Annotated in this window: 7 protein-coding genes; 2 read left to right on the plus strand and 5 right to left on the minus strand. The window is 58.9% G+C overall.

The features are described from left to right. The first annotated feature begins 44 nt into the window (after positions 1-44). Positions 45-1,472, plus strand: coding sequence for a tRNA (N6-isopentenyl adenosine(37)-C2)-methylthiotransferase MiaB (gene miaB / locus LOC68_RS18020; protein ID WP_230221309.1), 1,428 nt, complete (start codon positions 45-47; stop codon positions 1,470-1,472). A gap of 229 nt (positions 1,473-1,701) precedes the next feature. On the opposite strand, the gene LOC68_RS18025 is transcribed toward miaB, so the two are convergent. Both LOC68_RS18025 and LOC68_RS18030 read right to left on the minus strand, forming a co-directional pair. After that, entirely contained in the window at positions 1,702-3,243 is a 1,542-nt protein-coding gene (locus LOC68_RS18025) for an RNA polymerase sigma factor RpoD/SigA (RefSeq protein WP_230221310.1), read from the minus strand. Between the two features lie 94 nt (positions 3,244-3,337). Further along, positions 3,338-4,762 carry a hypothetical protein gene (locus LOC68_RS18030; RefSeq protein ID WP_230221312.1) on the minus strand — a complete coding sequence of 475 codons (1,425 nt, stop codon included), beginning with the start codon at positions 4,760-4,762 and terminating at the stop codon, positions 3,338-3,340. 450 nt (positions 4,763-5,212) lie between these two features. Between LOC68_RS18030 and LOC68_RS18035 the strand changes: the two genes are divergently transcribed. Continuing rightward, entirely contained in the window at positions 5,213-8,077 is a 2,865-nt protein-coding gene (locus LOC68_RS18035) for a secretin N-terminal domain-containing protein (protein WP_230221314.1), read from the plus strand. Between the two features lie 177 nt (positions 8,078-8,254). Here the strand turns inward: LOC68_RS18035 and LOC68_RS18040 are convergent, their stop codons facing one another. The 3 genes from LOC68_RS18040 to LOC68_RS18050 form a co-directional block, all read right to left on the minus strand. Further along, on the minus strand, positions 8,255-10,102 hold the full coding sequence (locus LOC68_RS18040) for a serine/threonine-protein kinase (protein WP_230221316.1): 1,848 nt from the start codon (positions 10,100-10,102) through the stop codon (positions 8,255-8,257). 118 nt (positions 10,103-10,220) lie between these two features. Next, positions 10,221-11,924 carry a hypothetical protein gene (locus tag LOC68_RS18045; RefSeq protein WP_230221318.1) on the minus strand — a complete coding sequence of 568 codons (1,704 nt, stop codon included), beginning with the start codon at positions 11,922-11,924 and terminating at the stop codon, positions 10,221-10,223. Next, the gene (locus LOC68_RS18050) at positions 11,921-13,726 is read right to left on the minus strand and encodes an ABC transporter permease (protein ID WP_230221320.1); all 1,806 of its coding nucleotides are present in this window, start codon (positions 13,724-13,726) and stop codon (positions 11,921-11,923) included. Before LOC68_RS18050 ends, LOC68_RS18045 begins: the two co-directional genes overlap by 4 nt. Positions 13,727-13,749: the final 23 nt, after the last annotated feature.

The raw sequence follows: 13,749 nt of genomic DNA on the forward strand, positions 1-13,749 counted from the left end.
CCGCCTTCGCCCGGCGCTAGACCCGCTTCCTTACGATTTGATCCATGCCCAAACGTCTTTATATCGATACCGTCGGCTGTCAGATGAATATGCTTGATAGCGAGCTGGTAGTCGCCAGTTTGCGTCAGCAAGGGTACGAACTGACGACCAAGCCGGAAGAAGCCGACACGCTGCTCTTCAACACGTGCAGCGTGCGCGAACAGGCCGAGAACAAGACGTACAGCCACTTGGGCGTCCTTCGCGATCTGAAGGCGAGCCATCCCGAGAAGATCATCGGCGTGATGGGCTGCATGGCGCAGAACCACCAAAAGAAGATCTTCCAGCGAGCGCCGTACGTCGACCTGGTCGTTGGACCGGGGCAACTGCATCAGATTCCGAGTTTGATCGAAAAGGTCGCCGCCGGCGAAGGACGTCAGATCGAAGTCAGCTTGGGTCGCAAAGATGGTTCGCGAGCCGAGATCGCTCGCAGCCACGAGAGCTTCGATCCGCTCCGCGATCCCGAGATGCGGCCGACGCCGTTTCAGGCTTACGTTCGCATTCAAATCGGCTGCGACAAGTTTTGCACCTACTGCATTGTGCCGAGCGTCCGTGGTCCGGAGCAAGGTCGTAGCCCTGAAGATATCCTCGCCGAAACGCGTCACTTGGCCGAGCAGGGAACCGTTGAGATCACGCTGGTCGGCCAAACGGTCAACAGCTACCGCGGGCTCGACGCCGCTGGGAAGATGTGGAACCTGGCCGACTTGCTGGCGGCGATTCACGAGATCGACGGCATTCGTCGGATCAAGTTCGTCACCAACTATCCGAAGGATATGACCGACGAACTGCTGACCGCCGTGCGTGAGCTGGAGAAGGTTTCGCCGTACCTGCACGTGCCGGTCCAAAGCGGTTCAAACGAAGTGCTGAAGCGGATGAAGCGCGGCTACACCGTCGAGCAGTACCGCGAGATGATGCAGCGCATTCGTGAGGGAGTTCCGGGCGCCGCGGTCAGCAGCGACTTTATCGTCGGCTTCTGCGGCGAGACCGAAGAAGACTTCCAGATGACGGTCGACCTGGTCGAAGAATGCCGCTTCAAGAACAGCTTCATCTTCAAGTACAGCGAGCGGGAAGGAACTCGCGGCGCCGAGCTCTTCTTGGACGACGTGCCGCAAAAGGTGAAGCAGGAGCGGAACAACACGCTGTTGGAGATCCAAAACCGGATCAGCCTGGAAGACAATCAAAAACAGATCGGCAACACGGTCGAAGTGCTCGTCGAAGGGATCAGCAAGACGGCGGCTCGCAAAGAAGACGCTGAAGATTCGCCGATCGTCCAGCTCACTGGCCGCACTCACTGCGACCGAATCGTCGTCTTCGACGGCAACCGCCGCCAGATCGGCCAGATCTTGCCGGTTGCGATCTATGACTCCGCCGCCCACACGCTATTTGGCGAAGTGATTACGCAAGAGTGCGGGTCGGAAGTCTACATGCTGGGTTAAGCGTTCGGTCCGCTATGCGGACCAAGAAGCGGCCGGCGGTTCGAATGGAGCCGATACTAGCCCGAGGCGCAAGCCGAGGGAATCGACTCCGGCGCACCTAGAAATGCCGCTCGCGGCTATGCGGCCGGGAGCAATTGGTTTTCTTTTCGACGCACCGCAGCACTTTCCCTCGGCTTGCGCCTCGGGCTAGTATTGTGCGGGTCGCGATGTCTGGTCCGCATCACGTGCCCTACGAAATGCCGCCGGTGGCGCGGTGGATGTGCGATTCCATCAGATCATCAAGCTTGCGGATCAGATGCGGCTGTCGCAGTTTACGCAGTGCACCCGCTTCGATCTGGCGGATTCGTTCGCGGGTGACCGAGAAGGCCTGGCTTACTTCTTCTAGCGTCTGCACGCGGCCGTCATACAGTCCAAAACGTCGACGGACGATTTCCTGTTCGCGGCCGGTCAGTTCATCCAGCAATCGGTTGATCGCTTGCGGTAGACGATGTTGTTCGTCTCCCAGCGGTTGCGATTCAGCGGCTTGCAGGATTTCGCCGATCGTATCGTCGTCGTTCGACGCGGCGTCAAGCGACATGACGGTTCGCCCTAGCCGATCGGCGGCGATGACATCCCGTTCCGAGAGATCGGCATGCTTCGCGGTCAGTTCGACCGGAGGTTCGCTGCTGTGCTCTTGTGAGAGCTTCGCTTTGGCGATGTTGATCTTTTGGATGCGATCCTGCATACGCGCCGGTAGGCGAATGGTACGAGCCTGATCGGCGATCCCCTTCATGATCGACTGGCGAACCCACCAGGTCGCGTAGGTGGCGAACTTGTAGCCGAGCGAGGGATCGAACTTTTCGACCGCTCGCATCAAGCCAAGATTCCCCTCTTGGATCAGATCGAGATAGCTGAGGCCTCGTCCGCGGAACGACTTGGCGATTGAGACGACCAGACGCAAGTTGGCCGAGGTAATCGTACGTTGAGCGCGGCCGAGCGACTCTTGGGCCTGCACGATGCGGGGATACTGCCAGACCAGCGTTTCGGGAAACTCTTGATACTTCTCAACCCAGACTTCGGCGCCGACGCCGGCACGGGGAAGTTGGAAGCGGGTCTGGTCGTTCAGTTCCGGACGCTGATTGCATAGCTCACTGTTCAGCTTGCGGATCCGCGTCACGATTTCGGGGATAAACTTGATTCGCAGGCCGAGGCCCTCGATCAAGATCGCGGTTTGGTGACGTCGTCGCAGAAGTCGTTCGACCGCCTGATTGCGGCGTTCTGGAGTTTCCGGCGAGAGCAGGACCGTCAGGTCGTACTCGTTCCGCTGTTTCGCTTCGCGCAGCGCAGCCAGCGCCTGCTGCAGTTTCAACATTTCGCGTTGTTTGAGCGCGGCCGAAGTGACGGTCACCTCGAAGGTGCGATCGAGTCGACGCGAACCGTCGAGCGTTTCGACCAGCAGCTTTTCGACCTGTTTGACCGCGACGCCGCAGCCGAACAAGCGGCGCTGAAATCGTCGCCGCGCGTTGATGACGCGATCGGCGGCCAGGCGTTCCTCTTCGACCGACATCAACGGAGAACGGGACATCTCGTTGAGATAGCGACGTAGTGCGTCGTCGTCCCAGGTATCGTCGGCTCTTGACGAATCTTCCGCGGCAGGCGTCTCGTCATCCTCTTCCGCGCACCAGTCCGTCATCGGCTGGGCGTCGTCCGTCAAGCCGTCAACCGATCGTCCGACGATCCAATCCAGATCGCCGGAGTCGTGAGGCTCAGCGTTTCGGGATGCCTGCAACATTCGCACTCGCTCCTTCTAGCGTCGCAGCGCCGCCCAAGCTGGCTGGCGGACCAGCGCTGCGATTGTTTCGGGGGCGGCAGGATGAAATCGCGGCTTAGAGTCCGAGCGCGATCGATTCCAGGTGCAGGTAAAGCTCATGCAGCGACAAGGTTTTGCGACCTTGTGCGGCGGCGGCAACTTCGGGCGACTCCAGGGCTTTGGTCAGTTCACGACCAGAAAGGACGCCGTCTCCGCTTCGATCCGACGAAGCGAACACGCGTTGGGCCTGGGCCAGAATTTGCGAATCGTAAAGCTTGCCTTCAATCAGTTGGAACTCACGCTGTAGCGCCTGAGCGCTAAACTCCGCCTCCACGAAATTCACCACGCCGTCGTGGTTTTGATCCCATAAGCGAATCTTTCGCGTGAATTCTTGGTCCGAACCGCCGGCCAGGCGAACGTTCTTCGTCACCTCTTCGTCGGTCCATACGCCATCATGATTGTCGTCAATTCGGAAGAAAATGCGAGCCGCTTGTCGTCCCGCTTCGGTCTCGTGGAAACGAGCCTCCGCTAGAGAACTAGCCAGTTCGCCGCTTTCGAGCTGATTGTCGTCATCCAAATCGAGTTTGGAAATGAGGTCACCCAGCTTTTCGCCGCCGGACCGCAAAGCTTCGGGCAACTTTCGTAAACCCGCAATGACTTCCGCGTCCGAAACTTCTTTCTCTGAAGCGAGCAGAGAAAGCAATTGTCTCCGATTTTCCGCCGACAAATCGGCCGGTTTCTCAAAACGAGCGAACGCCGAATCCAACTTCCCCGATAGGTCAGGGATCGAACGGGCGAGGGAGCCGGTTCCGATCGGAGCCGGTTCCATCTTTTCGGTCGCTTCGCCGCCATCGGGGACGTTCGACGTGATCTTTATACGCAGTCCGTTCGGTTTACGGTCAGGCTTTGTACGAGAATTATCCAGATTTTCGGGATTCCCGGTCGGATTGCCGGTTCCCATTAGCTCGGTGAAGCTGGGAGCTCGTTCGGTCGTCGCCGTTTCTGGCGTGTTCTCGCTGGGAACGACTTCGGTCGGCGCCGGCTTCACTTCGGGCGACTTGTCCTGCGGCTCGACGTTGGCGACATCGTTGTTGTTGACGTCTCGTTCGCCGCCCAGGAAAGCGGGAATGGCTAGTAGTGCGGCGACAACCGCAGCAGCGGCGGCGCCAACTCCGATCCATTGCCACGACCGATCGGCGGTGCGGCGATGACGATCCGACATGCGAGTCGCCGGAGCGGGGCGAAGATCAACTTCGGTCTCCGTCGCAGCGCCAGCGGCGCTACGGCGAGTGATTTCGGCAAAGATGTCCGCCGTCAGATCACGGCCAACAGTCGCCTTCGGCAGGTTGCGAACAGCATCGCGAGCCGCCGCCAGGCTTTGCAAACGCTTCCGAAGAGCTGGAGTTTCGGCCAGCGCGGTTTCGACGCGCTCCACCTCGTCACAGCCGAGTTGGCCGTCGAGATAAGCCGATAGCAGTTCTTCAGGGATCCCGGCGTTCATGGTTTCCGCTTGAGTGCAAAGTTTTCGTCGCCAGCAAAGTTACCGCGCACAACTCGCTGGCCCCAGGCGACATTGGTCCCGCGATTCGGTATTTGAGACGGGACCTGTCACGCAAAAGTTCCTTCCGACCGGAACGAAGATTTGCCGGGGGTGAGTTCGTGGAAGTAAGTGTAACTCAAATAAGGGTTTAACGCAGGATGCGGGTTTCATCTTTTTTTCAAAACGAAGTGCTGGCGCCAATCGTCTCCTTTATCGAAATAGTCCCCCTAAATCGCGCAAAGAAGGTGTTTAGGACCCTCCGTCGTGGTAGAGTGGGGGGGAAACGTGAGCTTCGTTGGACCCCTTGCTCATTAAATTCCCATCATGCTTCAGCCTGCGCTCCTCCCAATTATTAGGCATTTAGCGGCCTTCGCGGCTCTTTTTTGCGCCTATTCCGCCTTTGCTCAAGATGTGAAGGTCGAAGCGGTGCAAGCGACGCCCGGCGGTGCGGTCGAGGTACGTTCGTCCCGTTCCGGTCCCGGCGGCAAACCGCCCGAAGACGCCAAGCCGGTCGATGGCGAGAAGCCGGCCGAGACCAAATCGGAAGAAGCGAAGCCCGACGACAAGAAGCCGATGGAGGAAAAGCCGGCCGATACGACGCCGAAGCCGGGCGAACCGATCAAACGCCCCGATGATCCGCCGGAGAAGGCCGATCCCAAGGAACTGGAAGTTCGTCCCGATTTGAAAGGGAAGGTGGAGTTCAGCTTTCGCGGCCAATCGTGGAAAGCGGTCCTCGACTGGTTGGCCGAAATCTCTGGGACCAGTCTCGATTGGCAAGAGCTTCCCGGCGACTATCTGAATCTCACCACGCAGCGACCCTACACCGTCGATGAAGTGCGTGATCTGCTGAACGAGCGTTTGATCATGCGCGGCTATACGATCTTGCGTCAGCAGGATGGCCTGGTCGTGGCGAAGCTGGAGAAGCTCGATCCGGCGATGGTGCCGCGCGTTCATCCCGAAGATCTTCGCTATCGCGATCCGCACGAGTTCGTCAAAGTCTCCTTCCCGCTCAGTTGGCTGATGGCCGATTCGGCGGTCGAAGAGTTGAAGCCGATGCTGAGTCAGCCGTATGGCAAGATGACGGCCCTCTCCACGTCGAACCGCTTGGAGACGCTTGATGTGGTGTCGAATCTGCTCGACATCTACCACGTGCTGCAAGAAGAGCAGTCAGGCGCCGTGCAGTCGACCAACATGCTGCAGTTCCCGCTCCGGTTTACACGTGCCGCTGACGTCAAAGCGCAGGTCGAATTGCTGCTGGGCATGGCGAAAGCGTCGGGACCCTCGATGCCGATGGGACGCGACCAGCAGCAGATGATGCAACAGATGCAGCAGCAAATGCAGCAGCAGATGCAACAAATGCAGCAGCAGCAACAAGGGCAGGGAGGGAAAAAGCCTCGCGGCGGCGGAGACGAAGAACTGCAACTGATCGTCAACCCGCGCAATAACAGCTTGATCGCATATGGGCCGCCGAATCGGATCGTTCTGGTGTCGCAGGCGGTGCGGATGCTCGACGTTCCCAAGGATGGCCAGTTCGCGGCGTCCGAGGGTTTTGACGATATGGAGATCTACCGGCTCGATCAGCTTGATCCGAAGGCGGTGATCAAAGTGCTGGAAGAGACCGGCGGGCTCGACCCGGCGACGGTCCTCTACGCCGACGAAAAGAACAAAGCGGTCGTGGCGATCGCCGGACCGCAGGATCAGCAACAAGTCAAAAAGCTGATCGAGAAGCTTGATGGATCGGGGCGGCAATTCAAGGTCGTTCCGCTTCGCCGTTTGAAGGCTGATTATGTCGCCGGCACGATCCGCTTCATGATGGGCAAAGAAGAGAAGAAGGAAGATAACCGCCGCAGCAGCTATTCCTATTACGGCTACGGATATGGGGGTCGTAATCAGGAAGAAGACAAAGATGACGACATGTTCCGCGTCGACGCTGACGTGATCAGCAATCGCTTGCTGTTGTGGGCGAACGATATTGAACTGCAGGAAGTAAACAAGCTGCTGGTGCAGCTCGGCGAGATTCCGCAGGAAGGGATGCCGGGAGATCTGGTCCGTCGCGTTGATGTCGGCGACGCCGAATCGGCCCGCGAGTTGATGGAGCGGGTCAAGAAACTGTGGCCCGGCGCCGGAACCAATCCGTTGCAGATCGATCTGCCGGCGAAAGAGGAGCCGGCGAAGGAAGCCGAAACCGAACCGACGACCGGCACGGAAGACAAAGCGACGAGTTTATCGCCCGGCAAGTTCCATTTTGCCCAAGAGCGAATGACGGTCGCGGCGACAGAACCGGCCGAAGAGAAAGCGGAAGTCGTCGCGGAGGAGTCGACTCCGGTGGCGGTCGCAAAGCCGCCGATTCAGATCGGGCTCGACTCGCAAGGCAAGTTGATGATCAGCTCGGCCGACGCCGACGCGTTGAATCGAATCGAGGACCTGGTTCGTGAACTCGCGCCGCCGCCGAAGGATTGGCACGTCTTTACGCTTAAGTACGCCTCGGCGTCTTGGGTGACGCTCAACTTGGAGGAGTTCTTCGAGCAGAAGGATGAGGATAATTCCGACGATTCGTTCCGTCGTTGGTGGTGGGGCATTCCTGAAGAATCGAAGCAAGCCGATCCGCTTCGATTGTCGAACCGTCGCCCGCTGAAGTTCATCTACGACATCGACACCAACACGATCGTCGTGCAGGGCGCCGATAATGATCAGCTGAAGACGATCGCTGATCTGATTGAGCTGTACGACAAGCAAGAGCCGGTCACGTCGCAAACGGCCCGGATCAACTCGCTCTACCAGGTTCGCTACTCGAGGGCGTCGGTCATTGCCGATGCGGTGAAGGACGTTTTCCGCGATTTGCTGTCGTCCAATGACAAGGCGCTGCAACAGAATCAACCGGGTGGCGAACAGCGACAAGGCTCGAGCCGCAGCGGCCGCTCATCGTTCTTTGGGGACGATAGCAACCCAGCGGCTCCGACGCGAGTCTCCTTCCAAGGGAAACTTTCGATCGGGATCGATAACGTCTCTAACACGCTCCTCATCTCGACCGAAGGGGAGAGCCTGATGACGCTGGTGACCGACATGATCAAGCGAGTCGACGAGTTGGCCAAGCCGGTCGCGACGACGAAAGTGATCACGCTCAACGGAGCCGGCAACCCGCAGAAGATTCGGGACGCGTTAGAAAAGTTGCTGAAGGAGCAGAAAGATAACCAGCAACCGAATCAACGCAACCCGCAGAATGGCCAGCCGCAGATTCAGCCAGGCCAAGAGGGAGCGGTGCAGGTCGCGGAATAAAATAGTAGCCCGAATTGCAAGCGAGGGAAATGCGCTCGCAAGTAATACAAGAAGGCCCAATGTCTAGTGAAGGACGAATTCTTCGATCCGTCACAAGACATTGGGCCTTCGGCGTTGTTTCCAGCCGCATTTCCCTCGCTTGCGCTTCGGGCTACTAATGAAGAGAGCCGCGGCACGCTACTCTGATTCACTCGCCGGCGGTTCTGGTTTCTCCATTGGAGGTGCGGTTTCTTCCGCCGGTTCTTTTTCGGTCGTTTCTTCCACTGCCTCCGGTGCAGGCGTCTCGGCAGGCTTCGGCTCTGGAAGCTTCTCCAGGGCAGCTTGCGCTTTCTCCATCGCTTCCCAGGCCCATGGCTTGTCGCCATAGAGATTGATCAGGCCTTGGTAGATCTGCCGCGCTTGCTCCGGCTCGTCTTCCGCCAGCTTGTCGGCTGCGGCTAGGCGAGCGCCGATTTCGGCCAGTTGTTTGCGGCTGGTTTCGGCGAGTTGTTTGTCGAGCTGTTCCAAACGACGCTGGGCCAAGGTGAGACAGCGGCCAGCGTCCCCGGTCAGGCGATCGGGCGGACCATAGACGGCGAGCAAGGCCCGCAACTTGGCGGCCGCTTCTTCCGGATTGGCGTCGATCAGCCGCAGCGCGTCGATGTAAGCGATCTCGACCGCGTCGAACGTGTCGGACTTTTGCCCCAACTGCATCGTCAGACGATAACGCCGCTCACGACGGTTTAGACTCAGCTCTTCTTTCCACGCTTCGATTTCAACGGCGCGAGGATCGTCCGGGTAAGTCGCCAAAAACAAATCAAGCTTGTCCCCCGATTCGTCCAGCTGACCGGCGTCGACTGCCGCAGAGATTTGCTCGAACATCGTATCGGCTGAGGGAGAGCGCGGGAGCCAGAAGATCAGCACCACGATCACGATCAGGGCGATGGCGATCAAACCGGTTTGCAGATGGGCGCGCCAATTCGAGGTCGGTTCTTGTTCGCTGGTGAAATAGCGGCCTGACTTGCGATCTTGGGCGACCGTTGTGAAATGCTTGGTTTGACTCGCCGGCGTGGGAGGTTCCGGCGCGGCAGGCTCCGGCGCTACTCGCGTTTCGTCATCGGCGATCAGCTGAGCCGATTCGCTGGCGACTCCCTTCAAGCGATAGTCGTCCATCTCCGGCGTCTGCGTTTCGATTGACGCGGACTCAATGCGAAACGCCTCTTCGTCGGGGATCTCCGACTCGAGCAACGCTTCGATGCGGCGGATCACCGCCGTTGCGGTCGGAAAGCGATCGCGGGGGCGCTTTTCCAGAAGGCGATGAATGATATCGGCCGCTTCGGTCGGAACGCCGTCGCAGAGACGATCGATCGGCGGCGGATCGGAGTGGCGGAGCTTGTCGAGCGCTTCGGTAACGGTTCGAGCCCGGAACGGCGGCTGCTTGGCCAGCATCGCGTAGATCACCGCGCCCAGACTATAGAGATCGCTGCGCGGGCTGACCGGATCGCCGAAGGCTTGCTCCGGCGCCATGAAGTCGGCGGTACCGATGATCCCACCATCGGCGGTGACGCCGCTCGCTCCAAAGAGACGTGCGATGCCGAAGTCGGAGATCTTCACGTTGCCGTCGTTGTCGATCAGGATGTTCGCCGGCTTCACGTCGCGATGGATGACGCCGAAGTCGTGGGCATGTTTCAAACCTTGGGCGACCGCCAGGCCGATCTCGAACGCTTCACGCCAGGTGAAGTCGCGTTTACGCTGGATCAACTCGGCCAGGCTGTTTCCTTCGATCAGTTCCATCGCGTAGAACATGCCGGCCGGCTCTTCGCCATAGCCGAACAGGCGAACGATGTGCGGATCTCGAAGGGTCTTGAGCGTTTCGATCTCGCGTTCAAATCGCTCGCGAGCGCCGCCGCGGGCCGCGCCGCCGTGCAGGACTTTGATCGCCGCACGATCGCCGGTTCGTTCATCAACGCCGACGTAGACGGTTCCCATGCCGCCGCGACCAAGCGTTTCGTGGATTACATACGGGCCGAATTTTTCGTTAGACATGAGCGCTTGCGGAAAGGAGAAAAGCGAGTCGAGGAGAACGCATCGGCGTGCGCAAGAATAAGCGGCGGAGTCGTTGGACTCCGCCGCTCTTAAGAATACGCGTTTTTGCTGCGCGAAGCTATTCCGCGGACGGGGTCGCCGCTTCTTCTTTCGCTTCGGCGGCCGGTTTTTCGGTCGATTCTTCCGCTGGCTTCTCGGCCGCCGGCTTTTCTTCTTCCGGCGTCGCTTCGGTCGACTCGTCCTTCGGCGTCGTGGCCGGAGGAGCGGGGCGTTGGAAACCTTCGATATGCAGCTCCATCAGGTGCACCAGCGGGAAGTCGGCCGGCAACGTTTCGCCAAGCTGTTCAAGCAGTTGGGCGTACGTTTTCAGTTCGTCCGACAAGTCGCCGCTCGCAGCGTCGTCTTCCAGTTCCGGGTGCTCTTTGTAGATCTCCGCCCACAGCGCCCAGGCCTGGTTGTACAGGTCGCGAGCTTCGACCAGGTTCGCTTCCTCGAACGCCTGGTTGGCCTGATAAACCAGGCTTCGCGCCCTGATCGAACGTTCGGTCATTTCGCTTGCGGAACGCGTGTTCCAGTAATCGAAATGGACGACGCTCTTCTGCTTGTCGATGATCCCCAGCAGGAACTCGTAGTCGGTGATGTCGCGATACAAGCGGCGAACTTCGACCGCCTTTTGGGGATCGCTGATCTTCTGGATGATCTCTTCCAGTTGCGGTTGAATCGCTTCTTCCGCTTTGCGAGCGGCCAGCTCTTGTTCGCCGGATCGTTCCATTGCGGGAACTTTCAACGCGGCGATCTGATCTTCCGGCAGCTTGGCTTTCTTCGCTTCGCGGATTTCGTTTTCGATCGGACCGATCAACTCATCAGCGCGGGCCCGCAGCTCTTTCAGCTTTTCGGTGTGACGCGCGTAGTCGTTCAGTTTGACCGGGATGCCCCAGCTGGTCGGCAAGTCGCGATCGCCGTAGTCGCCGGTCCATTCCTTGTTGGCTTTTTCCCAGTTGGTCTGGGCGGTATCGCCGATGTGACCTTCTTTCTCGATGAACTCGGCGAAGCTCATCAAACGCTTCGGAGCGTTGGAGAAGAAGATCGCCGGCGATGCGTTGCCGATCTTACCGGCGCCGGTGTCGACCACACGATCGGCCCATTGATTCCAAAGGCGAGCGACGAGCCAGTTGTCGGGCTTGTTGCCGACGCCGGCGGCGCCTTGTTCGACGTTGGAGCCTGCTTTGCTCAGGTACTCGTCGATCTCGGCATGGAACTCATGATCTTCCGGGAAGATCTCGCGGTACTGCGCCTTTTCGTCGGCGTAGCCGAATTTGATGCCGAAGAAGTGGGCGACCGAGTTCATCAGCTTCGGTTCGTCAAAGTTGTACTTCGTACCGGCCATCTGATACTCGAGTCCCTTTTTGACCCACAGATAGCGGTGGCGATAGTTGTCGAACTCGCGCGAGATGTTGTACGACAAGTTCCAGGCCTGGTATTCCCACACGCTCAGGAAGTGAGGATTCAGGTGAGTAATCTGTTCGCAGATCGCGTTGACGTGATCGTACTGTTCGGTCTTCTGGTATTCGTTCAGCTGATTCCACAGGATCAGCGTCGCGATGCCGTCCATTCCCAGCATGCTCAAACGCATCGCCTCGCTGGTCGGGTCGATTTCGCCCAGTTCCGCTTTGGCGATGCGATATTCAGCGCGCTTCTGCGCGAGCAAGCCGCCGGGGCTGTCGGGCCCGGTCGAAGGCTGACTCAAAAAGGAGTTCAGAATCAGCAAGCCGACAATACAAGCGCCGTAGATGATCTTGCGACGAAATGAATCGCTTTTCATCCTGCGATCTCCCGCGTTTTCAGGAAGAAGTAACCCGTCGTCACCAGGCAGAGGAAAAAGGCGAAGACGATCAACAATTGTTGAATCATCACGACGCCTGGAATGTTATAGCCGTCGACGACGAAGGAATGCGTATCGAGCTGCGTGTAGTCCGGCAACATGTTGACGAAGACGCGCAGCGCGTCGAAGAAACGAGCGTCGATGAACTTGACGACCGACACATAAGCGCCTTCGTCGAGATCGACCATCACGTTTTTCTGATTGAAGAGGCGAATCGAAGATTCAATCGGACCGCCGCCGAACCACTCGCCGTTCGCCAGCTGACGGACGCTCGCGGCGAAGTAGCCGTAGCCGAGTGCGATCAGCGACGCCAATGCGGCGACCGGACCGTTAAGGAACGTGCTGAAGACCAGGCCGAAGGTGATGACCATCACCATCTGGAAGAACATGCTGATGTAGCACTTTACGAAGTTCCAGAAGAACGAGCCGTTGCTCTTCAGGATGAAGACCGAGTTCTGGGCGACGCCGTAGTACTGGCCTCGTTCCGAGCATTGAATCCAGAGTTCCATCTTGCCGTCGGCATTGGTCAGGTCCGTGATCAGGTCGAGATTCGGCGCCGTCGGGTCGATGTCGGAGTTCTCTTGCGACCGCGAAACCAGGATGTCGTCCGCTTCTTCTTTGGCGGTGAACGGAACCGCTCGCGAACGAATGTCGAGGTCCGGGTGCTTGAAGTAGTACGAACCGCGAATGCCGCTGACGATGTCCCCTTTGTAGGTGCGGAAGACGCGCAGATTGAATTCGAGCGGCAGTTGACCTTCTTCGTTCAGCAGGTCTTCCGACATGTCGAAGGTAAAGACGGCGGCCGAAAGGGTACCCCCTTCGATGTGACCGTAGTAGTCCCATTCGTTACCGACGTTGATCCCCTTGGCGGCCGGTTCGCCGCCGCGATCGAGGAAGCGGATCTTGCCGAGATGGCGGACGCGGGCCTGAAGCATTTCTTTCGGCCCCGACACGGTGAAGGTGCCGTCCGCGTTGCGAGTCACTTCATGGATATGCTGACGTTCGCGAGCCGTGACTCCTTCTCCTTCGGCGTCGAGAGTAAAGGGATGACGGTGACCGACGTTGAGGGTCGTTTCCCCTTCCCAGCCGATCAATTCCTTCTGGCCGGTCGCTTCATTGACCGCAGTCAGTTCGGTGACCGATTGCGGGTCGACCTGATGCGTGTGGTCGAGGCCGCGGTAGAGGAAGACGTACGAGAAGAGACCCATCGCGACTAGCATGATCGAGCCGACGCCGATGTAGCCGAACAAGCGGCCCAGGAAGATTTCCCAGTGGAGCACCGGCTTCGTATAGATCGTATAGATCGTCTTGTTTTGGATGTCGGCTGGCAGGCTGAAGACGCTGATCAAGATGCACATCAGCAAGAGCAGCCAGTTTTGGAACGTCAGCACGAAGCTCAGGTAAAGCCGCACCGGCGATTCCGACGTCGGGGTGATGTACCAGCCGGAGAAGAGGAGGACGACCATAAAAAGGGCGAACGCGACCAATGCGCGTTTGCGAATCGCTTCCTGGAACGCCAGCCAGGTCATCGCGCCGACGCGACGGGGTGAGATCGACAACAGTTCCGGCACCGACTCGACTGCGGTTCGGCCGACGGCGTAGAACGCTTCGAACGGGCCGTTGCGAATCGAAGAGACGATGAACCCCATCAGCGCCCCGACCACCGCTAGAATCGCGAGCGCCGAGCAGAAGACGACGAGCCCCCCCAAGTGATCGGCGCCGGGGAGCAGCCAGTCGTTCATCGTGTAAATATCGTTTTCGATTC

It is taken from the genome of Blastopirellula sediminis (genome assembly GCF_020966755.1).
Taxonomy (GTDB): domain Bacteria; phylum Planctomycetota; class Planctomycetia; order Pirellulales; family Pirellulaceae; genus Blastopirellula; species Blastopirellula sediminis.